This window comes from Nonomuraea sp. NPDC005730 (genome assembly GCF_040630865.1).
In the GTDB taxonomy this organism is placed as follows: domain Bacteria; phylum Actinomycetota; class Actinomycetes; order Streptosporangiales; family Streptosporangiaceae; genus Nonomuraea.
In genome coordinates, this window is record NZ_JBEXYK010000001.1 from 24832 (window position 1) to 48453 (window position 23622).

Below are 23622 nucleotides of genomic sequence, written 5' to 3' on the forward strand. Positions count from 1 at the left end.
TGCCATGACCGCCGGAAACGACCGTGACCCGGGCGTGATGTTTCCGCGGCACAGCATACTCAGAGCCGGACATTTCGTGGAATATCATTGCCAAAGTCTTTCCCGCCTTCTGACCGTCTCCGCAGGTCAGGCCGGATACTCAGGGCCCCCGCGAGGCAGGCCAGAGGCACGGCCGGGAGCACGTACCGGTAGTCGAACTCGGCCACGGCGGGCGGTGTGACGAGCAACACAACGGCTGCCGCCCAGGGCACCGGCCACGTCGGCGGACCGGCGTGCCGCAGGCCCCGCGCCCGTCGCACGGCGGCCGCGACGGGCGGCGCGAGCAGGAGCGCCAGCAGCACCGGGCCGGGCAGGCGCACCACGCTCTGGTAGCCCCGCAGCCATCCGGCGTAGGGCTCGACGATCTCCGTACCGATCGCACCCTGCTCGTAGAGCTTGGCATAGTCGGCGCCGACCTGCGCGGGATAGCGGCCAGGTGGTCCGGGCGGGGTCACCGGGAACTCGTAGTAGGCGTAGACCTCCGCGTCGGGGTAGACCGGCCGCCCCCACGCGAACGTGCGGGCCAGCTCGGCCAGCACCGAGCCCGCGTAGTCGAGCGGCTGGCTGGTGACGGCCAGGGTCGCAAACCTGGAGGCCAGGTCGTCGTTCGCCGTCGAGAACGTGATCCCCGGCAGCTTCACCAGCGGGGAGTCCTTGCTCCAGATGTACTCCTGCGACGGCGGGCGCAGCTCCGGCGGACGGGGGTCGCACAGCACCCGCAGGTCGGCCGGCGGGTTCATCCTGGCGCAGTCGGCGAAGGACATCGTGCGGGCGTAGAGGAAGACGCCGTTCGCGCCCACCAGGCCGACGCGGTGGTAGGTGGCGTAGAACCAGCCGCCGTAGGCGATGACCGGGACCAGCGCGGCGGCGAGCAGCACCCCGGCCAGGCCCACGCGCCTGCGCAGCACGAACCACGCGGCCAGGACGACGATGAGCGGCTGGCCGACGGTCCTGGTCAGGGTGGCGGCGGCCAGCAGCAGGCCGACGGCGGCGACGGTGGCGCGCTTCTCGGTCAGGCTCAGCGTCACGGCGGCCACGACCAGGAACAGGAACAGCGTGTCGGAGACCAGCAGGTGCTCCAGCTCGATCTGGTACGCGTCGAGCAGCACGGGGACGGCCGCGAGCGTGCGCGCCCAGCGCGGGGCCCGGCGTGCGGCCACGTAGACGAGAACGCCGGTGGCCAGGCCGAGCAGGTGTTGCGCAGCGGTGACCGCCCAGAAGCCGTGGAAGGGCTCCAGAAGCTTCATGAACATCGAGTAGCCCGCCGGGCGCACCAGGTCGGGGCGCGGCCGGAAGACGGTGACGACGTAGGTGTAGGAGTCGGGGAACCACAGGGCCGGGCGGTAGCCGAGCATGGCGAGCGCGCGCAGGGCCGCGCCGACCGCCAGGACCCCGGCGAACCAGCCGTGCCGCCGCCACCATCCGGGCTCCCGGACGCGCGCGGCGAGCCGCCACCAGGAGGACTGCCGGACACGGGAGGGAAGCCGCCGCCCGCCGGAAGGCGTGCCGTCGCGGGTGGGCGTCCCCGCGCGCGGCTCCGGATTCACCCGCTGGTCATCCCGCTCCTCCTGCACCTCGCGTACGCTACCCGCGTTTCCGCGGACGTCGTGACTGCGGTGTTGGATACGCTCGCTCACCGATGGAACGTGATCGATCGGGCCGCGTACTGGCCGCGTTGTCGGTGTCGCCCGCGCTCGCCCTGGCCGGCTGGCTGCTCGTGGGCCTGCCGCTGCTGCTGGCCGGCCGGTTCGCGCCGCTGCCCGCGCTGCTGCTCGGAGTGCCCGCGGCGGCGCTGTCGTGCTGGGCGGGCACGCGCGGCGTCCTGCGCGGGACGCGGGGCGCGGGCCAGGGCGTCCAGGCCACGCCCTGGCAGGTGGCGGGGGTCGTGGCGGTGGCCGCCGGGTCGGGCGTGTTCAACGTCGTCATGCATGCCGAGCAGCTGCTCGTCCGGCGCGACCCGGCGACCTACGCCCAGTACGCCGCCTGGATCGCCGGGCACGGCTCGCTGCCGATCCCGGACCAGGCGGCGGCGTTCGGCGGCCACCACTCCTCCCTGTACTTCGACAGCGTCGGCACGTACCCGGTGGACGGCGGGGTGGTGCCGCAGTTCATGCCGGGGCCGCCGCTGGTGTTCGCGATCGGCGACTGGCTGGGGGCGCCGTTCGCGGTCCCGGCCGTGCTGGGGGCGCTGGCCGTGCTGACGGTGGCCGGCGTGGCGGCGCGGCTGGCCGGTGGCCGGTGGGCGGTGCTCGCGGCGGCGGCGTTCGCGGTGAGCCTGCCGATCCTCTACACCTCGCGCACGACGTTCAGCGAGATCCCGTCGCTGATCCTGCTGTTCGGCGGGCTGGCGCTGGCCCAGGACGCGGTCGAGGCCGAGCGGCCCGGCTGGCGGCAGGGGCTGCCGGCCGGGCTGGTCCTGGGGCTGGCGGTGCTGGTCAGGGTCGACGGGCTGCGCGACGTGCTGCCGGTGCTGGCCTATGCGGGGCTGCTGGTCGCGATGCGGCGCTCCGGCCGGCCGCAGGGCGCGGTGGGGGTGCCGCTGCTGGCGGGGCTGGTGGCGGGGGCGGGGCTCGGGCTGCTTGCGGCGTACGTGCTGGCCCGGCCGTATCTGGAGTATCTGTCCGGGTCCGTGCGGCCGCTGCTGCTCATCTGCGCGGTCGTCCTCGTGCTCACGCCGGTCGGCGTGGCCGCCGCGCCCGCGCTGGCCAGGTTCCGGCCGCCGCGGTGGTTGCCGACGGCGGGGGCAGTGCTGGCCGTGCTGGTGATGGCCGGTCTGTACGCCCGCCCCTGGTTCCAGACCGTGACCAGGAAGGCCACGAACGTCGAGGACGCCCGCACGGCCGAGTTCATCGCCCAGATCCAGCAGGCGAACGGCCTGCCCGTCCAGGCGGACCGGCTCTACTTCGAGCTTTCGCTCCACTGGGTGACCTGGTACATCGGCATCCCGGCCGTCGTCCTGGCCACGGTCGCGGCGGCCGTGCTGCTGCGCAGGCTGCTGCGCGACGGCAGGCCGTTCGTCTGGCTGCTGCCGCTGGCGATGATCGGCTGGACGACGGTCACCACGCTGCTGCGGCCCGAGATCACCCCCGACCAGCCATGGGCCTCCCGGCGGCTGGTACCGGTCGTGATCCCGGGCCTGATCGTGCTGGCGGTGTGGGGGCTCGGCTGGCTGCGCGAGCGGTCGTGGCCGCGGGAGCCGGTCCGGCGGTGGGCGACGGTCGCGGGGGTGCTGCTGGTGCTCGCGCCGCCGGTGGTGACCTCGATCGGCACCGCGTTCACGCCGGTCGAGCGGGGGGAGGCGGCGGCGGTCCGGTCGATGTGCGCGGCGCTCCCGGCCGAGGCGTCGGTGCTGTTCGTCGAGCGGGTGACCGGCGACCGTTTCACCCAGCTCGTCCGCGGGATGTGCGGGCGTCCGGCGGCGCAGGTGGCGCGGCCCCCATCGCGTGACCTGGCGGCGGAACCGGAGGTCCGGGCCGCCGTCGAGAGGGTCAGGGCGGCCGGCCGGGTGCCGGTCGTGCTGGCCGCCGACCCCGGCCAGGTGGCGCCCTACGGAACGCCGCGCCAGATCATGGCCCTGGTGACGCGCCAGGACGAGCGCTCGCTCGTCGACCCGCCCAATGGCACCTGGTCGTTGCGGGTGAACGTATGGATGGCGGTGGGTTGACCCCGGTCCGGGAAGATCGCGATAGTTCTGGACATGTCTGACACCGACGAGCTGTCGTTCGGCGACGACCGGGAGCCCTGGTTACGGCCCTGGATCAGAGCCCACCAGAGGACGGCGGCGATGATCGTGGCGGCCGTCCTGCTGGTGGCGGCGCTCGGCGGGGGCGGCTGGTACCTGCACCTGCGCTCGCTCCTGCCCTCGCCTCCGCCCGAAGGAGCGCTGCCCGTCGTGGACGGCTTCACCGTCACGCTGTGCACCGAGGGCACCCAGGGCTGCCCGCGGGGCACCGCCGAGCGGGTGCTGGCACTGGTCCGGCGGATCCCCGAGGCGGTCGCGCCCACGCTGCTGCCCGCCGACGAGATCGAGCGGCGCTGGGCCCAGCAGGCGATCATCACCGAGGGGCTGACGGGGCTCCGCGCCGGGAGCTGGGTCCCCCAGATCGAGGGCGGGGTGCGCGGCCCGGCCGACTACGACGCCGTCCGGCGGGGGCTGGCCGAGGAGAAGGGCGTCCTGCTCCTGCCCCGGGTTCCCGACTTCTGGCGGGGCAAGGCGGACCTGAGCGTCGCGATGTGCAGGCAGTGGGGAGATGGGGCGACCTGCCGGATTCCGGCGACCGCGGCGCAGCGCGACGCCGTCGTGGCCCGGCTGCGCGAGCTGGACGGCGTGGCCGAGGTGTTCCTCCAGGACAAGCCGTTCGGGCTGCGGCTGGCCCGGCTCTACCAGAGCGGGGCACGGCACATGACGCTCGGCGACATCTCCGAGGTGCTGTACGTGCGCTTCGACGACCCTGCCAGGGCCAAGGCGGTGGGTCAGGAGATGCTCAGGATGCCCGGCGTAGGATGGTCACAGCTGATCAAGTGAGTGTAAAGCCCGTCGATGTGGACTCGGCTTCCAGCGGGGCAGAGTACCCTCGACCCCCGTGAGCACGCTTGAGACCCCCAAGAGTGGACCTGCCGTGGAAGAAGCGCCGTACGTCACGATCGTCCTGCCCTGCTACAACGAGCAGGACCACGTCATCGACGAGGTCGAGCGCATCACGCGGGCGATGGACTCCAGCGGCTACACCTACGAGCTGGTCGCCGTCGACGACTGCTCGACCGACCAGACCCTGGCCCGGCTCGAAGAGGCCGCGCCCGAATACCCCCACCTGCGCATCCGCGCCTTCCACCGCAACGGCGGCTCGGGCACCGTGCGCCGCATCGGCACGCAGGAGGCCAGGGGCGAGATCGTCGTCTGGACCGACGCCGACATGACCTACCCCAACGAGCGCATCCCCGAGCTGGTCCAGATCCTGGAGAAGGACCAGACGGTCGATCAGGTCGTCGGCGCGCGCACCAGCGAGGAGGGGTCGCACAAGATCCTGCGGGTGCCGGCCAAGTGGGTGATCCGCAAGGTGGCCGAGAAGCTCGCCGGGCAGAAGATCCCCGACCTCAACTCGGGGCTGCGCGCCTTCCGCAAGTCGGTGGCCCGCCCCTACCTGCGGCTGCTGCCGCCCGGGTTCTCCTGCGTCACGACGATCACGCTGTCGTTCCTGTCCAACCAGCACGACGTCTACTACCTGCCGATCGACTACGCCAAGCGGGCCGGCAAGTCGAAGTTCAGCTTCGTCTCCGACGCCTACCGCTACATCCTGCAGGTGCTGCGGATGATCATGTACTTCAACCCGCTCAAGGTCCTCATGCCGCCCGCGCTCTGGCTGGTGGCGATCGGGTTCGTGAAGGGCGTCTGGGACATGGTCCGGCAGCCGTTCTACTTCCCGGCCAACACGGTCATGATCTTCCTGTCGGGCCTGCTGATCGGCTCGGTGGCGCTGCTGGCCGACCTGATCGTGCGGTCGCGGGGGGAATAGCGCGTGCGGATCGCGATCGTCGGCCCGGCCCATCCGTACAAGGGGGGCGGGGCGCAGCACACCACCGAGCTGGCGCACCGGCTGGCGGCCCAGGGCCACGACGTGGTGATCGAGTCGTGGCGGGCCCAGTACCCGTCGTTCCTCTACCCCGGGCAGCAGACGATCTCCGAGCCCGAGGGCACGCCGTACCCGAGGACCGCGCGGCGGCTCGACTGGCGGCGGCCCGACGGGTGGTTCGCGGCGGGGCGCCGCTTGCGCACGGCCGATCTGGTGGTGCTGGCGGTGTTGAGCTCCGTCCAGGTTCCTCCGTATTTGGGGATCCTGTCCGGGATCGGGCGGAAGGCCCGGACGGTCGCGCTCTGCCACAACGTGCTGCCGCACGAGCGCAAGCCGTACGACCAGCCGCTGATGAGGGCGCTGCTGCGGCGGGTCGACGGCGTGCTGGCCCACTCCGAGCAGCAGGCCGAGCTGGCCAGGGGGCTCGCGCCGGGCAAGCCGGTCGGGGTGGCGGGGCTGCCGCCGCACCTGCCGTCCACGTCGGCCGAGAAGTCCGGCGGGGTGCGCCGGCGGTTGTTGTTCTTCGGGATGGTACGCCCGTACAAGGGGCTCGACCTGCTGCTGCGGGCGTTGCCCGAGGGGATCTCGCTGACCGTCGCGGGCGAGTTCTGGGGCGGGCTCGACGGGACGAAGGCGCTGATCGACGAGCTGGGCCTGGCCGGCCGGGTGGAGCTGCGGCCCGGGTACGTCCCCGCCGCCGACGTGCCGAAGCTGTTCGCCGCGGCCGACGCGCTGGTGCTGCCGTACCGGAGCGCCACCGCCAGCCAGAACGTGTGGCTCGGCCACGAGCACGGCGTGCCGGTGATCGCCACCCGGGTGGGCGCGCTGGCCGACCACGTGACCGACGGCGTCGACGGCCTGCTGGTCGAGCCGGGTGACGCCGGGGCGCTGCGCGCGGCGATCGAGCGCTTCTACGCCTCGGGCGAGCCGGAGAGGTTGCGGTCGGGGGTCAAGGCGGTCGATCCCGAGCCGTTCTGGGCGGCGTACGCCGGCACGCTGCTCGGCATCTGACGGGCGAGCACGAACGCCACCCCCGCGGCGACGGCGTCGGCCAGCGTGAACGCCAGCCGCGACACGATCGCCACCGCGATGGCCGGAGCGGTGCCGACGACCGGCCCGAGCACCAGCACGAGCGCGCCCTCCCGCACGCCCACCCCGGCGGGCACCACGAAGGCCAGGATGCCGGTGCACCAGGCGAACGCGTACGCGCCGGTCGCCACCAGGTAGAGGTCGGGGCGGCCGGACAGCAGCCAGGTGTGCAGGCCGTAGACGAACCAGCCGAGCGCGGTCCAGGCGACCGTGACGACGACCGTGCGGCCGGGCAGCACGCTCTCCAGCGGCTCCTTGCGGGCGATGCGCAGCGCCAGGTTGAGCCCCCAGGTGAGCACCTTGGGATGCAGGCACACGATGATCACCGGCACCAGCAGCACCACGTACCAGGCCCGGCGGATCGCCTCGTGCGAGCTCAGCGTGGCGGCGGCGATCGAGATGCCGACGCCCAGGTTGACCACCAGCCCGAGCGAGATCGTGGCGAACGTGCGCCGCGGCGGGCTGCCGTGGTCGCGCCCGAGGTCCATCATGGCCGCGTACGCCCACACCGCGCCCGGGATGTACTTGCCGAGCTGGCCCACGAACATGATCCGCCCGGCCACCCGCAGCGGCAGCCGGGTGCCGAGCCCCGCCATGATCTGCCGCCAGGCCACCAGCATGCAGACCTGCCCGGCCAGCACCGCCCCGAACGCCCCGAGCACCGCCCACGGCGACAGCCTGGCCAGGGCCTGCGTGGTGTCGTGCCAGTTCCGCGCCAGGCCGTAGCCGAGGAAGGCGAGGGCGACCAGCGCGAGCAGGACGCGCAGCAGGCGGCGCAACATCAGCCCAGGCTACGCGGGAGCCCGGGGGAGAGCCAGCATGTGGGCCAGGTCAGCCTGCCGAGGCCCGCGGCGCGGGTACTGTTGGGCGACGTGGGCAAGCAACGGGTCGCGCAGCTCGAGTACTCCGAATTCCAGTCGGCCATGCTCGACGAGGACAAACGCCGCCGCAAGGCCGCGAAGATCATCGCCGTGCTGGAGCACTTCCAGGGGCCGCTCGGCGGGCTGACGGTGGGCGACGTCGGCTGCTCGGCCGGGTTCATCGCCGACGAGCTGGCCCAGGCCGGGGCCAAGCACACGCTGGGCATCGACATCGACGTGCCGGGGCTGCGCAAGGCCGCCGACCGGTTCGGCGAGCGGGTGGCGTTCGTCTGCGGCGACGGCACGGCGCTGCCCTTCCCCGACGGGTCGATCGACGTGCTGGTGTTCAACCACATCTACGAGCACGTGGTCGACCCCGACGCCGTGGTGGCCGAGATGCACCGCGTGCTGTCCGACACCGGGGTGCTCTACCTCGGGCTCGGCAACCGGCTGGGGGTCGTCGAGCCCCACTACAAGCTGCCGTTCCTGTCGTACCTGCCGCCCGCGCTGGCCGACCGTTACGTGCGCGCGTCCGGCCGCGCCGACCACTACTACGAGCGGTTCAGGACCCGGCGGGGGCTGCGCCGGATGCTGCGCGCCTTCCACGTGTGGGACTACACGTTCCCGGTGCTGGCCACGCCGACCAGGTTCGCCGGGTCGGAGCTGTTCCCCGGCCTGCCGGGCCGGCTGGTCAAGGCGGTGCTGGCCCGCGCGCCGCGCGAGGTGCTGCGGCTGCTGCTGCCCGTCGTGCCGACGTACCTGTGGGTGGCCACCAAGACGCCGCGCAGGCCCGCCGGGCCGGCGCTGCCGCAGCCGCCCGAGCGGGTCCTGCCGCTGTGAGCCTCGTGGACGAGACCGGCGCGAGCGCGATCCCCAAGCGGTCGCTGCCGCGCCGGCTGCTGCGTCTCGGCTTCCTCGCCGTCGCGCTCGCCTTCGGCGCGTGGGCGGTGGCCAGGCAGTGGGACGCCGTGGTGGCCGGGTTCGCCCGGCTGTCGTGGCCGGCGCTGGCCGGGTCGCTCGTCGCCGTGGTCGCCGCGCTGCTCGGGGCCATGCTCACCTGGCGCACGCTGCTGGCCGACCTGGGCTCGCCGCTGCCGCTGCGGCCGGCCGCCAAGGTGTTCTTCGTCGGCCAGCTCGGCAAGTACATCCCCGGCGCGGTCTGGCCGGTGCTCGCCCAGATGGAGATGGGCCGCGACCTGGGCGTGCCGCGTCCCCGCAGCGCCGCGGCGTTCTTCCTGATGATGCCCGTCCAGATCGCCAGCGGTCTGCTCGTCACGCTGGTCACGCTCGGCTGGCAGCGGTTCGGCTGGGTGCTGCTGTTCATCCCGCTGCTGCTGGTGCTGCTGGAGCCCAAGGTCGTCAACGGCGTGATCGGCTTCGGCCTGCGCAAGCTCGGGCGCGAGCCCCTGGAACGCCCGCTCACCCGCCGCGGCATGCTCACCGCGCTCGGCTGGGCGCTGGCCGGCTGGACGGCCTACGGCGTGCACTTCTACTTCGTCGCGCCGCAGGGCGGCCTGCTGTTCGCCGTCGGCGCCTTCGCCCTGTCGTGGTGCCTGGGCATCGTGACCTTCGTCGTGCCGGCCGGGGCCGGGGTGCGCGAGCTGGCGATGGTGGCGGTGCTCGCCCCCGTGCTCGACAGCGGCGCGGCCATCGCGGTGGCCCTCTGCTCCCGCATCGTCATCATCATCGGCGACCTGATCTGCGCAGGTTTGGCGGGAATGGCCGCACGTCGCGACTCGGTGTGATTTGGCCCACGATTTGGGGGAGGGTGGTCATAAGCTGAATCAAAGAGGGGGGACTTGCCAGGTCCCACGTCGATCTTGAGGGGAGAAGATCCACGTAATGCCTCGAGTGCTCGTCGATGCCGCCGCGGTCCCCGCCGACCGTGGCGCGTTGATCCGGTACGTGGACGGGCTCGTGGCCGCGCTCCACCAGGCAGGGACCGATCTGGTCGTGGTCTGCCAGCGTGCGGAAGCGGAAAGGTACCAGTGGCTGGCGCCTTCGGCCCGTGTCGTCCCCGGCCCCGTCGCCATCACCAACAGGGCCGCCCGGCTCGCCTGGGAGCAGACCGGCGTGCCGCTGCTCGCCCGCCAGACGGGGGCCGAGGTCATCCACGCCCCCTACTACTCCATGCCGCTGCGCTCCGGCGTGCCGACCGTCGTGACGGTGCACGACGTGACCTGGTTCACCGAGCCCGAGCAGCACAGCCCGGCCAGGGCCGCGTTCTTCCGCTCGGCCACGCGCACCGCCGTCCGGCACGCCCGGCGCGTCATCGTGCCGTCCAAGGCGACCAGGGACGAGCTGGTCCGCGTGTTGTCGGCCGACCCCACCCGCATCGACGTCGCCTACCACGGCGTCGACGTCGCCCAGTTCCACCCGCCGAGCGAGGACGAGGTCCGCCGGGCGGCCATCAGGTGCGGCCTGCACGGCCAGCCGTACGTGGCCTTCCTCGGCAACCTCGACCCCCGCAAGAACGTGCCCAACCTGATCCGCGGCTTCGCCGCCGCCGTCAAGCGGCTGGAGACGCCGCCCGCGCTGGTGCTCGGCGGCGGCGTGCACGAGGACGACGTCGACGCCGCCTGCCGTGAGGTCGAGGCCACCGTCCGGGTGATCAGGCCCGGATACCTGCGCGCGCCCGATCTGCCGGGGTTCCTGGGCGGGGCGCTCGTCGTGGCGTTCCCCTCGCGGGGCGAGGGCTTCGGCATGCCGGTGCTGGAGGCCATGGCCTGCGGCGCGGCCGTCCTCACCAGCCACCGCACCTCGCTGCCCGAGGTGGGCGGCGACGCCGTCGCCTACACTGAGCCGGACGCGGACAGCATCGCCGACGCCCTGGGCGAGCTGCTCGCCTCCTCCGATCGGAGGAGGCAGTTGCAGGAGGCCGGGCGGGCGCGGGCTCGCGAATTCACCTGGGAGGCCTCGGCGGAGGCGCATCTCAACTCTTATCAACGCGCAATCGAATAGTTCGCTACTCTCACGGAGTGATGGAGAGCTCTTTGCCAGACCTCGAGGCGATCCTCCTGGTCGGGGGGCAGGGCACACGCCTGCGTCCGCTGACACTGGGCACGCCCAAGCCGCTGCTGCCGACCGCCGGAGTGCCGTTCCTGGCCCACCAACTCGCCCGTGCCCGGTCCTTCGGCGTACGCCGGATCGTGTTCGCGACCTCGTACAAGGCGGCGATGTTCGAGCCCGCCTTCGGTGACGGGTCGGCATTCGGGCTCTCCCTCGAATACATGACCGAGGAGACGCCGCTCGGCACCGGCGGGGCCATCCGCAACGCCGCCGAGGCGCTCACCTGCGGGCCCTCCGACCCGGTGCTCATCCTCAACGGCGACATCCTGTCCGGCCACGACATCGGCGACCAGGTGCGCACCCACTGCGAGCGCGGCGCCGCCGTGACGCTCCACCTGACGGAGGTGGACGACCCGACGCGGTTCGGCTGCGTGCCGACCGACGAGTCCGGACGGGTGACCGCGTTCCTGGAGAAGACCCCCAACCCGGTCACCAACCGCATCAACGCCGGCTGCTACGTCTTCACCCGCTCGGTGATCGACTCGATCCCGCGCGGCGAGGTCGTCTCCGTGGAGCGCGAGACGTTCCCCGGGCTGATCGACTCCGGTGAGCTGGTGCTGGGCTACGCCGACCGCACGTACTGGCTCGACGTGGGCACTCCGGCCGCGTTCGTGAAGGGCTCGCGCGACCTGGTGCTCGGGCGGCTCGACTCGCCGGCGCTGCCCGGCCCGCAGGGCGAGCACCTCGCCCTCGACGGGGCGAGGATCTCGGCCGAGGCCAAGGTCCAGGGCGGCACCGCCGTCGGCGCGCGGGCCGTCGTCGAGGCGGGCGCGTCCGTGGTGGGCTCGGTGTTGTGCGACGACTGCGTCATCGAGGCCGGCGCCACGGTGAGCGACTCGGTCGTGGGCAAGGGCGCCCGGATCTGCGCCGGCACGGTCGTGCGCGACGCGGTGATCGGTGACCGCGCGGTGGTCGGGCCGGGCAACGAGTTGCAGGGCGGGGTGCGCGTCTGGCCGGGCATCGAGCTGCCCGAGCGTGCGGTCCGCTACTCCAGCGACGTGTGACCCGCCCGCCGGGGCCGCGCGGGTGAGCGACCACCCGCCGCCGCGCGGCAGACTGGACGGGTGATGGAACGCAGGTGGGAGCCCGACGGGCCGCTCGACGTGGAGCTGGCCCTCGGCCCCCACCGGCGCGGCACCGGCGATCCCGCCTGGCGCCGCACCCCCGACGGCTCGATCTGGCGGGCCTGCCGCACCCCCGACGGCCCGAGCACGCTGCGGGTGACCGTGACGGCCGCAGCCGTGCGGGCCCAGGCGTGGGGGCCGGGTGCCGGATGGTCGCTGGAGACCCTGCCCGCCCTGCTCGGCGCGCTCGACGACGTCTCCGGCTTCCGCGTCCGGCACGACGTGCTGGCGGACGTGGCGCGCAAGCACGCGGGGCTGCGCATCGGGCGTACCGGGCGGGTCATGGAGGCGCTGGTGCCCGCCGTGCTGGAGCAGAAGGTCGTCGGCCGGGAGGCGTGGCGGGCCTGGCGCTACCTGCTGCGCCACTACGGCGAGCCCGCCCCCGGCCCCGCCCCCGACGGCATGCGGGTGCCACCCGAGCCGGTCGTGTGGCGGCAGATCCCGAGCTGGCACTGGCACCGGGCGGGCGCGGAGGCCGTCCGGGCCCGGACGATCGCCAACGCCGCCTGGCACGCCGCCAAGCTGGAGGCCGCGGCCACCACGGAGGAGCTCGACCGGCTGCTGCGGGCCCTGCCCGGCATCGGCGTGTGGACGTCGGCCGAGGTGCGCCAGCGGGTCTTCGGCGACGCCGACGCGGTGAGCGTGGGGGACTTCCACCTGGCCAAGCTGGTCGGCTACGCGCTGACCGGGGAGAAGACCGACGACCAGGGGATGATGCGGCTGCTGGAGCCGTACCGGGGGCATCGGCACCGGGCGGCGGTGCTCGTCTGGCTCAGCGGTCTGCGCCCGCCCGCGCGGGGGCCGCGGATGGCCGCGCGCGACTACCGGTCCTTCTGACATCCCGCCCTGAGTGCGCGTCACGAACTCAGGGGTGCGTACTGTGCCTCTATGAGTCTTGTCAGTGATTCCGCGCTTCGCCGTGCCCTCGCCCGTGCCCGTGACGGCAAGGCGCTCGACCTCACCGAGGCCGTCGTGCTGCTGCACGCGCGCGGCGAGCAACTCGACGCGCTGCTCGACCACGCCTCCCGCGTGCGCGACGCCGGGCTGAAGGCCGCCGGCAGGGAAGGGGTGATCACCTACAGCAGGAAGGTGTTCATCCCGCTGACCAGGTTGTGCCGGGACCGTTGCGGCTACTGCACGTTCGCGACCGCGCCGCACAAGCTGGAGTCGCCCTTCCTGAGCCCGGACGAGGTGCTGGAGATCGCCCGGCAGGGCGCGGCGATGGGCTGCAAGGAGGCGCTGTTCACGCTGGGGGACCGGCCGGAGGAGCGCTGGCACCAGGCCCGCGAGTGGCTGGACGCGCACGGCTATGACGACACGTTGTCCTACGTGCGAGCCATGGCGATCCTGGTGTTGGAGGAGACCGGGCTGTTGCCGCACCTCAACCCCGGTGTGCTGAGCTGGCGTGACCTGCAGCGGCTCAAGCCGGTCGCGCCGTCGATGGGCATGATGCTGGAGACCACCTCGCGGCGGCTGTTCGAGGAGAAGGGGCAGCCGCACTACGGCTCCCCCGACAAGGACCCGGCGGTACGGCTGCGCGTGCTGGAGGACGCCGGCCGCAGCAACGTGCCGTTCACGACCGGGATCCTCATCGGCATCGGCGAGACCGTCGAGGACCGGGCCGAGTCGATCTTCGCCGTCCGGAAGGTCGCCCGCGAGTACGGCGGCATCCAGGAGGTCATCGTCCAGAACTTCCGCGCCAAGCCGGACACCGCCATGCGCGGCCTGCCGGACGCCGACCTGCACGAGCTGGCGGCCACGATCGCCGTCGCGCGGCTGGTCCTCGGCCCCCGCGTACGCCTCCAGGCCCCGCCCAACCTGGTCGACTCCGAGTACGCCCTCATGATCCGGGCCGGCATCGACGACTGGGGCGGCGTCTCGCCGCTGACCCCCGACCACGTCAACCCGGAACGCCCCTGGCCGCAGATCGACGACCTGGCGGCGCGTACCGCCGAATCCGGCTTCGACCTGCGGGAACGCCTGACGATCTACCCCGAGTACGTGCGGGCCGGCGAGCCCTGGCTGGACCCGCGGCTGTTCGCGCACGTCGAGGCCCTGGCCGACCCCGGCACCGGGCTCGCCCGCGAGGACGCCGTGCCGCAGGGCCGTCCCTGGCAGGAGCCCGACGGCGGGTTCGCCGCTACCGGCCGGGTGGACCTGCACGTCGAGGTGGACACCACCGGCCGGGTGAACGACCGGCGCGACGACTTCGACCACGTGTACGGCGACTGGACGGCCCTGCGCGAACGCCTCGGCCCGATCGCCGCCTCGACGCCGAGCGACGTGCGGCAGGCGCTCAGGCGGGCCGAGGCCGACCCCGCCGGGCTGACCGACGCCGAGGCCGTCGCGCTGCTGGGCGCGGAGGGCGGGGCGCTGGACGAGCTGGCGGCCATCGCCGACGCGCTGCGCGCGCAGGCCGTCGGCGACGAGGTCACCTACGTCGTCAACCGGAACATCAACTTCACCAACGTCTGCTACACCGGCTGCCGCTTCTGCGCCTTCGCCCAGCGCAGGACCGACGCCGACGCGTACACGCTGAGCCTGGACCAGGTGGCCGACCGGGCCGAGGAGGCGTGGGCGGCGGGCGCGACCGAGGTGTGCATGCAGGGCGGCATCCATCCCGACCTGCCGGGGACCGCGTACTTCGACATCGCCAGGGCGGTCAAGGCCAGGACGCCCGGCATGCACGTGCACGCGTTCTCCCCGATGGAGGTCATCAACGGAGCCTCCCGGACGAACCTGTCCATACGCGACTGGCTGGAGGCCGCCAAGGAGGCCGGGGTGGACTCGCTGCCCGGCACGGCGGCCGAGATCCTCGACGACGACGTGCGCTGGGTGCTGACCAAGGGCAAGCTGCCGGCCAAGGAGTGGATCGAGGTCATCACCACGGCCCACGAGGTCGGCATCCCGACGACGTCCACGATGATGTACGGCCACGTGGACCACCACCTGCACTGGGTCAGGCACATCAAGCTGATCAGGCGGCTGCAGGAGCAGACCGGCGGGTTCTCGGAGTTCGTGCTGCTGCCGTTCGTGCACACCAGCGCCCCGATCTACCTGGCCGGCATCGCCCGGCCCGGCCCCACCGCCCAGGAGAACCGCGCGGTGCACGCCCTGGCCAGGATCCTGCTGCACGGCGCGATCCCCAACATCCAGTGCTCGTGGGTCAAGCTCCAGGACGACCTGTGCCGCCAGGTGCTCGGGGGCGGCGTGAACGACCTCGGCGGCACCCTCATGGAGGAGACGATCAGCCGGATGGCGGGCTCGGAGAACGGCTCGTACAAGACGATCAGCGAGCTGCGCGAGATGGTCGAGGTCACCGGCAGGCCGGTACGCCAGCGCACCACCGAGTACGGCAGCCCCACGGCCGAACGGCTGGCCGCCGCGCAGGCGAGCGACGGGGTGTGCCAGAGCGTGAGAAGGGTCTTGCCGATGGCGTAGTTATAACAAGTTCTAACAAGGGTTGCGCCCGGTATGGGAGGCACTGGAAGAATCATCACTCCACTGGAGAGAGGTTCATCGTGCGGTTGGGTCGACACCGTGCCGCGCTGCCTCCCGTGCAGCGACGCAGGAAGGCGCTCCAACGTGGCATGCTGGCCGGCCTGGCCGCCGTGGCCGTCGCCGCCGGCAGCCTGTACGTGGTGCTCGGCGGCGGTCCCGCCCTGTGCGTGTCACGAGAGCCTGTTCTGGTCAGCGTGGCCGCCGCCGTGGACGTGGCGCCGGCGGTCATGGAGGCCGCCGGGCGCTTCAACGAGACCAAGGCGTCGGTCGGCGGGCGGTGCGTGCTGGTCCAGGTGACCGAGCAGCCGTCGGCCACCGTGCTGCGCACGCTGATCGGCGACCGGGCCGGCGTGCTGCGCGAACGCCCCGACGGCTGGATCGCCGACTCCTCGGCCTGGATCAGGCTGGCTCGCAGCCAGGGCGCGAGCTCGCTGCCCGCGGGGGAGACCGTGGTGGCCACCTCGCCGCTGGTGTTCGCCACACGGTCGTCGCTGGCCCGGCGCTTCTCGGTCGGCGGGACCGAGATGAACTGGCGGATGGTCTTCCCGCCGACCGTGCGCGGGCGGCTGACGCCCAACTCGGGCGAGCCCGACGTCGTACGGGTGCCCGACCCGTCGCTGGTGGGCGCGGGGATCGCGACCGTGGCCGCGGCCAGGGACGTCGTGGGCACCGGGCCGGCCGCCGACAAGGCGCTGACCGCGTTCGTCCGGTGGGCGCAGGCCGGGTCGGCGCCCGACTACCGCAGCATGCTCGACGCCGTGGACGACCGCGGGTTCTGGCAGCGGCCGGTGGTCATCGTCCCTGAGCAGTCGGTGTGGAACCACAACCGGGTGCCCTCGCCCGACCCGGTCGTGGCGCTGCACCCGCGCGAGGGCACCATCGACCTCGACTATCCCTACGTCGTCACGGCGGCCGATCCCGACGTCGCGGAGGCGTCCACCGCCTTCGCCGACTGGCTGAAGGGCGGCCAGGCCCAGGAGATCGTCCGGCGGGCCGGGTTCAGGTCGGGCGACGGCCGGCTGGGGCCGCTCTCGCCGGGGCCGCAGCTCCCGTCGGAGGCGCCGAAGACCAGGCCGTCGGTGTCCCAGCAGGACATCGACGAGGCGCTGCGCGCCTGGAGCAGGCTGGCGCCGCCGACCAACATCCTCGTGCTGGCCGACACCTCGAAGCACATGGCCGAGCCGCTGAACGGCAGCACCAAGGTGCGCATCGCGCTGGCCGCGGCCAAGATCGGGTTGCAGCTGTTCCCGAACTCCACGCACATGGGCATGTGGGAGTTCGCCGACAAGGTGGGGAACGTCAGGAGCTACCGGCAGCGGGTCGGCCTCGGCCCGATCAGCGAGCCGGAGTCGGGCCAGGTGCTGCGGCGCAGCGTCCTCGACGAGCTGACCAGCACCATCGCCCCCCACCCCGACCTGGACAGCTCGCTCTACGACGCGATACTGGCCGGGTTCCGCAGGATGAGCGGCGACTACCGCGACGACATGAACAACACGCTGCTGGTGATCAGCGCCGGCAAGGACGACGGCAAGGGCGTCAAACTCCCGCGGCTTCTCGACGCCCTGCGGAACGAGTGGGACCCGGACAAGCCCGTCCAGATCGTCATCATCGCGTTCGGCAAGGACGTGGACCGCGGCAGCCTGTCGCAGATCGCGGCGGCCACGAACGGCTCGCTGCACGTGGCGCAGGAGCCGGGGGAGATCATCGACGTCTTCCTCGGCGCGCTGGCCCGCAGGCTCTGCCATCCCACCTGCAAGCCGGCCGCCTGAGGGGATGCCGGTCGCCCGGCACCCCCTCCGGCCTACATCTGGTGCACGGTGGCGTTCTCGCCGCGGTGGTGGAGGCGGGACACGAGCTTGTCCAGCGACCACGCGCCGCTGCCGAGCAGCGCCAGCATCAGGAACGACCACGAGAACATGGCCGCGGTCTCGCCCCCGTTCTGCAACGGGAACAGGCCCTTGGGCAGGTGGACGGTGAAGTAGGCGTAGGCCATCGTGCCCGAGCAGAGCAGAGCGGCGACGCGGGTGGCGAGCCCGATGAGGACGAGGCCGCCCGCGCCGAGCTCGATCACCCCCGCCCACCAGTCGGGCCATTGGCCTACGGACGGGGTCGTTCCGCCGTACGGGCCGCCGAGTACGCCGAACAGAGTGGCGGCCCCGTGGCAGGCGAACAGCAGGCCCACCACGATGCGGAACAGCGACAGCGCGGCGTCACGAAGCTTGGTCATCGGCCGGTCCAGACCGTCAGACCCGCTGCCAGAGCGCCGGGACGTTCGGCGGCTCCCAGCCCGCGATGGCCGTGTGGGGCTGCAGGCACCGGTAGGAGACGCCGTTGTAGGTGACCGTGCTGCCCGTGGTGTAGGCCGTGCCGGCCTTCCAGGTGCCCGAGGCCGTCGTGGTCGGCGTCGGGGTCGGGGTGGGCGTGGGGGTCACGGTCGGGGTGGGGGTGGGGGTGGGGGTGGGGGTCGGCTGGCCGCCGCCGCCGATCTGCAGGTCGATGCAGGAGTAGAAGGCGTTGGAGGTGTCGGAGATGTTCCAGATCGCCAGGACCTTCTGGCGGCCGGAGTAGCCGGAGAGGTTGACGGTGTGGGAGATCGTCGACGGCGGCTGCTGGCCGTTGCCGTTGAAGACCGCGACCCGGTTTCCGCCGATGTAGTACTCGTAGTTGAGCGTGGCGTGCCTGGCGGTGAACGTCCAGGTGAAGGTCACCGAGCTGCCCACCGAGGTGGCCGGCCACGGCTTGCTCTCGTCGCTGAGCTGAGCGAACTGTCCAAGGTTGGCGTTGCAGCTCCGCAGGCCCTTCGGGCCCTCCACACTCTGTGGCTCGTAGATGATCTGGCCGCAGTCGGGCACCTTGCCCTGGGCGCAGAACGCCTGCCTGCTGGGCGGCGAGTTCACATAACCGTGGGCGAACGCGGGAGAGGTGTTGAACACCGCCGTGGCGATGGTGATCACCGCCACGGCGACTAACGTGAGAGTCCTTCGCATTGAAGTGGCTCCTTTACATGGGGGGATAGTCCAAATGTAAAGGAAAGTTTCCTAACGGTAAACGGTTGGCTTACCAGATTTCCAGACTCTCGTCAGAGGCTCAGCGCGTCACGATGAAATCGCGCGGGTCACGGGGGGCGCGGTCGCGCGGCGGCGCGGCGGCGTGCCCGATCGCCACGCAGCCCATCGGGTCCCATGACTCCGGCAGGTCGAGCACCTGCCTGACCACCGGCCGGCAGAACATCGTGGAGGACACCCAAGCCGAGCCCAGCCCCTCGACCGCGAGCTGGATCAGGAAGTTCTCCACGCCGGCGCCCGTCGCCACGACGAACATCTCCCGCTCGGAGGTGTTGCGCCGGTCGTCGCGGTAGGTGTGCGAGCCCTCCATCACCAGGCACGGCACGACCAGGTAGGGGGCGTTGCGCAGGACGTCGCCGCGTTTGATCCGCTTGGCGATCGACTGTTCGGTGAACCCGTCGCCGCGCAGGTCCTCGATCCACGCCTCGCGCATGGCGTCGAGCAGCTCGGTGCGGGTCTGCGCCGACTCGACCAGCACGAACCGCCACGGGGTCGTGTGGTGCGGAGCCGGCGCCGCGATGCCCGCGGCCACCGCCCTGCGCACCGCCTCGCCGTTGACCGGCCGGTCGGAGAACTCCCTGATCGTACGGCGGGCGAACACGACGTCGCGGGAGCCGAAGCGGAACATGTCCTCGTCGGCCGGGCGGACGAGCGGCCTGACCCCCGGCCCGTCGTCGTCGGTCACCAGATGGGCCAGACCGCGCACGATCGCCGCGGGAACGCCGCCGAGCTTGCCCTTGACCAGCTCGGCCGCGCTCGCGATCTCGTCGGCCAGCGCGGTGACGGTGGCGCCGAGCGCGTTGCCGTAGGAGTCGGAGGAGCCGCGGAAGTCGTCGAGCGGACGCACCCCGGCGGCGCCGATCGCCACGTCGGTCAGCCCGTTGCGCCACGGACGCCCGAACGTGTCGGAGACGATCACCCCCACCCGCGCGCCCAGCCCGGCCCTGATCCGCGCCGCGGAGGCGTCGGAATCCTCGGGCAGCAGCAGGACGGTGCCCGGCTCGGTGTTGGAGGCGTCGACCCCGGCCGCGGCCATGACGAAGCCGTGGCGGGTCTGGACGATCACCGTGTCGCCGCGCCTGGCGACGACCCGCTCGGTCTCCTCCTCGATCGCGCTCGCGCGGTCGGGCGCCTGACGGACGCGGCCCTCGGCCTTGCTGACGATCTTGGAGGTGACCACCACGATGTCGCCGTCGCGCAGGTCGGCGTCCTTGAGCAGGGCGGCCAGGTCGTCGCCCGGCCGGACCTCGCCGATGCCGGTGACGGCGATGACCTCGACCCGTCGCGTGCTCATCGGGCCAGCTCCAGCGCCAGGTCGAGCGCCGTGCGGGCGATGTCGGCCGTCGTCTCGGCGTCGTGCATGAGGATCGGACGGGACACCACGCGCACGCCGTCGAGCGCCACCCCGGAGTCCTCCTCGGCCACCAGCCAGCCGTCGACCAGGTCGGAGCCGTAGAGGTCGAGCACGGCCTGGGCCGTGGTCTCCACCCCGATGGCCGTCAGGCAGGCGTCGGCCATGCCGCGCACGGGCGCGCCGCCGATGATGGGGGAGACGCCGACCACGGTCTTGGCCGCGACCGCCTCGCGGATGCCGGGAACCTGCAGGATCGTGCCGATGCTCACCACCGGGTTGGACGGCGGCAGGATGACCACGTCGGCCTGCTCGATCGCCTCCAGGACGCCCGGCGCGGGCTTGGCGGTCTCGACCCCCACCAGCGCGAACGACTCGGCCGGGACCGAGGCGCGCAGGCGCACCCACCACTCCTGGAAGTGCACGGCCCGCTTGCCGCGCTCGTCGGAGATCACCACGTGCGTCTCGCAGCGGTCGTCGGTCATCGGCAGCAGCCGCACGCCCGGCTGCCAGCGCACGCACAGGGCCTCGGTGATCTGCGAGAGCGGATAGCCCGCCTCCAGCATCTGCGAGCGGACGATGTGGGTGGCGAAGTCGCGGTCGCCGAGCCCGAACCACTGCGGCTCGACCCCGTAGGCGGCCAGCTCCTCCTTGACGACGTGGGACTCCTCGGCCCGGCCCCAGCCCTGCTCCTCGTCGATGCCACCGCCCAGGGTGTACATGACGGTGTCGAGGTCGGGACAGACGCGCAGGCCGAACAGGGTGATGTCGTCGCCCGTGTTGCCGATGACGGTGATCGAGGCGTCGGGTGCGGTGGCGCGCAGGCCGCGCAGGAAACGGGCGCCGCCGATGCCGCCGGCGAGTGACACGATGTGCATGCGTCCCAGTCTTCCATCGGTGTCCGACATCCCCGTGGGGGGAGTGGTTCTGCCCCACTTCGGAGCGAGAAGTTCCAGGTATAGGGGTAAATGGGATGGAAGAGGTTCTTGGGACATCCGCCGCGAAAGTCGGCAATGTGGCAAACTCCCTTCGGGCCAAAGGGTCCGATGGGGGTTACTCATGAGCAAAGTAAATGCCGCCCGACTACGGGAGCCGGCTGCCTGGATCATGCTCGTCACCGGGCTGGTGGACGTCGTCCTGACGATCGGCCACATCCTGATCGGCTCGGGCAGCCCGCTCGGCGGCGGGTTCGCCACCCGTGCCGCCGCGAACCTGCCGGGCCTGACCAGCCCGGTCGTGACCGCGCTGCTCGTGGGCGCCGTGCTGCTCGTCACCAGGACGGGCGAGCGTTCGTCCAAGGCCCGGCTCATCGCCTACGGCTCGGCCGCCGGCCTGCTGCTCGCCGCCGTGTTCGGCGCGCTGGCGCTGGTCGTCGGGCTGTTCGCCGGAGGCGGCTTCCGCGGCGTGGTGGAGTACGTGCTCACGGGCGTCCCCATGCTCGCGCTGACCGCCGTCGGGCTGGTCTACCTGCTCCCCGAGGTCATGCCCGGCCGTTCCCCCATCCCCACCCTCGACGGGTACGGCCGCCCGACCACCCACTACGGCCAGCCCCAGCAGTTCGGCCAGCAGGACCAGCCCCAGTACGGCCGCCCCCAGCAGTTCGGCCAGCAGGACCAGCCCGCCTACGGCCAGTCCGACCAGCCGCCGCACGGCCGGCCCGAGCCCTCGCCCCAGCCCGCGTACGCGCAGCCGCACGCCGCGCCGACCCCCTACGGCCAGCAGCCCGCGCTCGCCCAGCTCCCCCCGGGCCAGGACGCCCAGTCCGCGGCTCCCGACCCCCAGCCCGCCTCCTCCGGCTACGCCCCGCAACCGCCGTCGGGCCAGTTCCCCGCGGGCTCGGGCTACGCGGCCCAGCCCCCCTCGGGCCAGCAGTCCCCGGCCTACGCGCCCCAGCCGCCGTCCTCCGGCTACGAGCCCCAGCCGCCCTCTTCCGGCTACGAGCCTCAGCCCGCCTCAGCCGGGTACGCCCCCCAGCCCCCGTCCGGCCAGCACGCCACCGTCACCTTCGGCCAGCAGGACCCGCAGGCTCCGTACGGCCAGCAGGACCCGCAGAATCCGTACGGCCAGCAGGACCCGCAGAATCCGTACGGCCAGCAGGACTCCCAGGCTTCCTACGGGCAGCAGGACCAGCAGGCCGCCTTCGGGCAGCAGCCGGGTTACGGCGGCGGACAGGCGCCGAGCCCCGGCGCGCAGCCCGGCCCCGGCTACGGCCAGCAGCCCCCGAGCCACAGCGGCCACCCCGACCCCGCCACCCCTGGCTACGGTCAGCCCGAGCCGTCCACTCCCGGCTACGGCCAGCCCGCCCCCGCGTTCGGTCAGCCCGACCCCGCCGGCTACGGCCGGCCCGCGCCCTCCGCGCCCGGCTTCGGCCAGTCCGACGCCCCTGGCTACGGCCACCAGCAGGACACCCCCGTCCCGCACGCGGCCGAGGCGCAGTCCCCCTACGCCCCCCAGACCCCCGACGCCCAGCCCGCCTACGGCCAGGCCCAGGTCCAGGGCCAGCCGCCCGCCTACGGCCAGTCCGAGCAGCCCCCGTTCGGTCAGCCTTCGCACGGTCAGTCCGAGCAGCCCCCGTTCGGCCAGCCCTCGCACGGCCAGCCTGACCAGGCTCCCTTCGGGCAGCCCTCGCACGGTCAGCCCGACCAGGCTCCGTTCGGCCAGCAGCCCTCGCACGGCCAGCAGCCCTCGCACGGCCAGCAGCCCTCGCCCGAGCAGTACCAGCAGCAGCCCTACCAGTCGGCCAGGGCCGCGCTTCCCGCCGCGTCCGCCGACCAGCCCCCGAGCCGGCCCGAGTCGCCGTTCCCCCCGGCCCCCGAGCGCCCGTACGCCCAGACCGACCAGTCCTTCGGCCACGCCCAGGGACCGGCCGGTCAGCCGTTCGCGCAGCCGGACCCGGGCTTCCCGCCGCAGGGCTTCGGCCAGGACCAGGGGTACGCCCCGCCCGCGTACACCCCGTCCGAGACGCTCCCCGACTCCGGCTACCAGCCGCCGGCCGGCGAGTACACCCCCGCGCCGTACGTCCCGGCCGACAGCCAGCCCAGCGCGTACGGCCAGTCCGGCTACCCCACCCCCGAGAACCCGTACGCCCCGAGCAACAGCTCCCCGAACGCCTTCGCCGACCAGGCGTACCCGAGCGGCGAGACCAGCCCGAGCGTCCCCTACCCGCAGGCGGAGCAGCAGCAGCCGTACCAGGACCGCCAGAACGCCTTCGACCAGCAGGGCGGCCAGCCGTTCACCGGCTACTCCGGCCACGAGTACGCCACCCCCGCCTTCCAGGAGCCGGACCCGCCCGTGGACCCGCGTTCCCAGCAGCTCCTGGACGCCTACCAGCAGGCCGAGACCTACCAGAGCTCGACGGCCGCCTCCGGCACCCAGCCCGACCTGCGGGTGCCCGACTACGCCGGCCAGCCGGCCCGGCCGTACGACGACCCGTTCGGCCACCCGCAGCAGGCCCAGCCGTACCAGCAGCAGAACGCGTACGAACCCCAGCAGGGCCAGTACGAGCAGCCCCAGACCTACCGCCCCACCCACCAGGCACCGGCCGGCTGGAGTGAGGCGCAGGGCGAGTCGACGATGCGGCTCGACCCCTCGCAGTTCGGGGACGCCCTGGGCGCCCAGAACCGCCCGGGTGACGACCCAATCGACCCAACGGCCATATACACGCCCAACGAGCCACGCAGGTAACGGACCGGCAAACGACGGCTAGAGAGAAGGTGGCCCAAAGGGCGGGCGTCTACCCCGCCCTGGTACGGTTCCGACCGCTGACAGCGTTGAACGAACCGGGTCGAAGCCTTGCTGTGCAGGGGGCCTCGGCCTGGTGCGAACACCACATGCCGAGCACACCGGGGCGAGAGTCGGTCTTTCCCCGGATACCGTCATGCCGCTTGACGTCACGTACGGCACGCGCGTGTAATTACAACCATGTTGTTACGCCTTCCCTTGGGTGGGTAGGAG

At 72.7% G+C, this 23622-nt stretch carries 18 protein-coding genes; 12 read left to right on the plus strand and 6 right to left on the minus strand.

Features of this window, described 5'->3' with window-relative positions; all coding sequences use genetic code 11:
• Positions 1-59 precede the first annotated feature (59 nt).
• Positions 60-1613 (minus strand): hypothetical protein, encoded by a 1554-nt coding sequence (locus ABZ444_RS00140; protein ID WP_357990436.1) that lies wholly within the window; start codon positions 1611-1613, stop codon positions 60-62.
• A gap of 65 nt (positions 1614-1678) precedes the next feature.
• Between ABZ444_RS00140 and ABZ444_RS00145 the strand changes: the two genes are divergently transcribed.
• Genes ABZ444_RS00145 through ABZ444_RS00160 form a run of 4 tightly spaced genes read left to right on the plus strand, consistent with a single transcriptional unit; the run spans position 1679 to position 6620 of the window.
• On the plus strand, positions 1679-3703 hold the full coding sequence (locus ABZ444_RS00145) for a glycosyltransferase family 39 protein (protein WP_357990439.1): 2025 nt from the start codon (positions 1679-1681) through the stop codon (positions 3701-3703).
• A gap of 33 nt (positions 3704-3736) precedes the next feature.
• Positions 3737-4564, plus strand: a complete 828-nt coding sequence (locus ABZ444_RS00150) for a hypothetical protein (protein WP_357990442.1) — start codon at positions 3737-3739, stop codon at positions 4562-4564.
• Positions 4565-4622: 58 nt separating this feature from the next.
• Entirely contained in the window at positions 4623-5552 is a 930-nt protein-coding gene (locus ABZ444_RS00155) for a glycosyltransferase family 2 protein (RefSeq protein ID WP_357990445.1), read from the plus strand.
• Between the two features lie 3 nt (positions 5553-5555).
• Positions 5556-6620: a glycosyltransferase family 4 protein gene (locus tag ABZ444_RS00160; protein ID WP_357990448.1), complete on the plus strand. Its 1065-nt coding sequence runs from the start codon at positions 5556-5558 to the stop codon at positions 6618-6620.
• On the opposite strand, the gene ABZ444_RS00165 is transcribed toward ABZ444_RS00160, so the two are convergent.
• Entirely contained in the window at positions 6521-7480 is a 960-nt protein-coding gene (locus ABZ444_RS00165; protein ID WP_357990451.1) for a lysylphosphatidylglycerol synthase transmembrane domain-containing protein, read from the minus strand. The genes ABZ444_RS00160 and ABZ444_RS00165 overlap by 100 nt on opposite strands.
• 90 nt (positions 7481-7570) lie before the next feature.
• On the opposite strand from ABZ444_RS00165, the gene ABZ444_RS00170 reads away from it, so the two are divergent.
• The 7 genes from ABZ444_RS00170 (at position 7571) to ABZ444_RS00200 (ending at position 17021) form a co-directional block, all read left to right on the plus strand.
• The gene (locus ABZ444_RS00170; RefSeq protein WP_357990454.1) at positions 7571-8398 is read left to right on the plus strand and encodes a class I SAM-dependent methyltransferase; all 828 of its coding nucleotides are present in this window, start codon (positions 7571-7573) and stop codon (positions 8396-8398) included.
• Positions 8395-9303 carry a lysylphosphatidylglycerol synthase domain-containing protein gene (locus ABZ444_RS00175; protein ID WP_357990456.1) on the plus strand — a complete coding sequence of 303 codons (909 nt, stop codon included), beginning with the start codon at positions 8395-8397 and terminating at the stop codon, positions 9301-9303. The genes ABZ444_RS00170 and ABZ444_RS00175 overlap by 4 nt, the downstream gene beginning before the upstream one ends.
• A gap of 97 nt (positions 9304-9400) precedes the next feature.
• The gene (locus ABZ444_RS00180; protein ID WP_357990459.1) at positions 9401-10519 is read left to right on the plus strand and encodes a glycosyltransferase family 1 protein; all 1119 of its coding nucleotides are present in this window, start codon (positions 9401-9403) and stop codon (positions 10517-10519) included.
• Between the two features lie 20 nt (positions 10520-10539).
• Complete coding sequence (locus ABZ444_RS00185; RefSeq protein WP_357990461.1) at positions 10540-11631, plus strand: NDP-sugar synthase; 1092 nt, start codon at positions 10540-10542, stop codon at positions 11629-11631.
• A gap of 63 nt (positions 11632-11694) precedes the next feature.
• Positions 11695-12588: a DNA-3-methyladenine glycosylase 2 family protein gene (locus tag ABZ444_RS00190; protein WP_357991592.1), complete on the plus strand. Its 894-nt coding sequence runs from the start codon at positions 11695-11697 to the stop codon at positions 12586-12588.
• A 51-nt stretch (positions 12589-12639) separates the two neighbouring features.
• Positions 12640-15192, plus strand: coding sequence for a bifunctional FO biosynthesis protein CofGH (locus ABZ444_RS00195; RefSeq protein WP_357990464.1), 2553 nt, complete (start codon positions 12640-12642; stop codon positions 15190-15192).
• A 116-nt stretch (positions 15193-15308) separates the two neighbouring features.
• Positions 15309-17021, plus strand: a complete 1713-nt coding sequence (locus tag ABZ444_RS00200) for a substrate-binding and VWA domain-containing protein (protein ID WP_357990467.1) — start codon at positions 15309-15311, stop codon at positions 17019-17021.
• A gap of 32 nt (positions 17022-17053) precedes the next feature.
• On the opposite strand, the gene ABZ444_RS00205 is transcribed toward ABZ444_RS00200, so the two are convergent.
• The 4 genes from ABZ444_RS00205 to cofD all read right to left on the minus strand — a co-directional run bounded on the left by ABZ444_RS00205 (position 17054) and on the right by cofD (position 20546).
• On the minus strand, positions 17054-17479 hold the full coding sequence (locus ABZ444_RS00205; RefSeq protein ID WP_352349226.1) for a DoxX family protein: 426 nt from the start codon (positions 17477-17479) through the stop codon (positions 17054-17056).
• A 16-nt stretch (positions 17480-17495) separates the two neighbouring features.
• Positions 17496-18239, minus strand: a complete 744-nt coding sequence (locus ABZ444_RS00210) for a lytic polysaccharide monooxygenase (protein ID WP_357990471.1) — start codon at positions 18237-18239, stop codon at positions 17496-17498.
• 100 nt (positions 18240-18339) lie between these two features.
• The gene (locus ABZ444_RS00215) at positions 18340-19611 is read right to left on the minus strand and encodes a coenzyme F420-0:L-glutamate ligase (RefSeq protein WP_357990474.1); all 1272 of its coding nucleotides are present in this window, start codon (positions 19609-19611) and stop codon (positions 18340-18342) included.
• Entirely contained in the window at positions 19608-20546 is a 939-nt protein-coding gene (cofD, locus tag ABZ444_RS00220) for a 2-phospho-L-lactate transferase (protein ID WP_357990477.1), read from the minus strand. The genes ABZ444_RS00215 and cofD overlap by 4 nt, the downstream gene beginning before the upstream one ends.
• A gap of 181 nt (positions 20547-20727) precedes the next feature.
• Here cofD and ABZ444_RS00225 point away from each other — a divergent pair, with 181 nt between their 5' ends.
• The gene (locus ABZ444_RS00225) at positions 20728-23352 is read left to right on the plus strand and encodes a hypothetical protein (protein ID WP_357990480.1); all 2625 of its coding nucleotides are present in this window, start codon (positions 20728-20730) and stop codon (positions 23350-23352) included.
• The last annotated feature ends 270 nt before the right edge of the window (positions 23353-23622 follow it).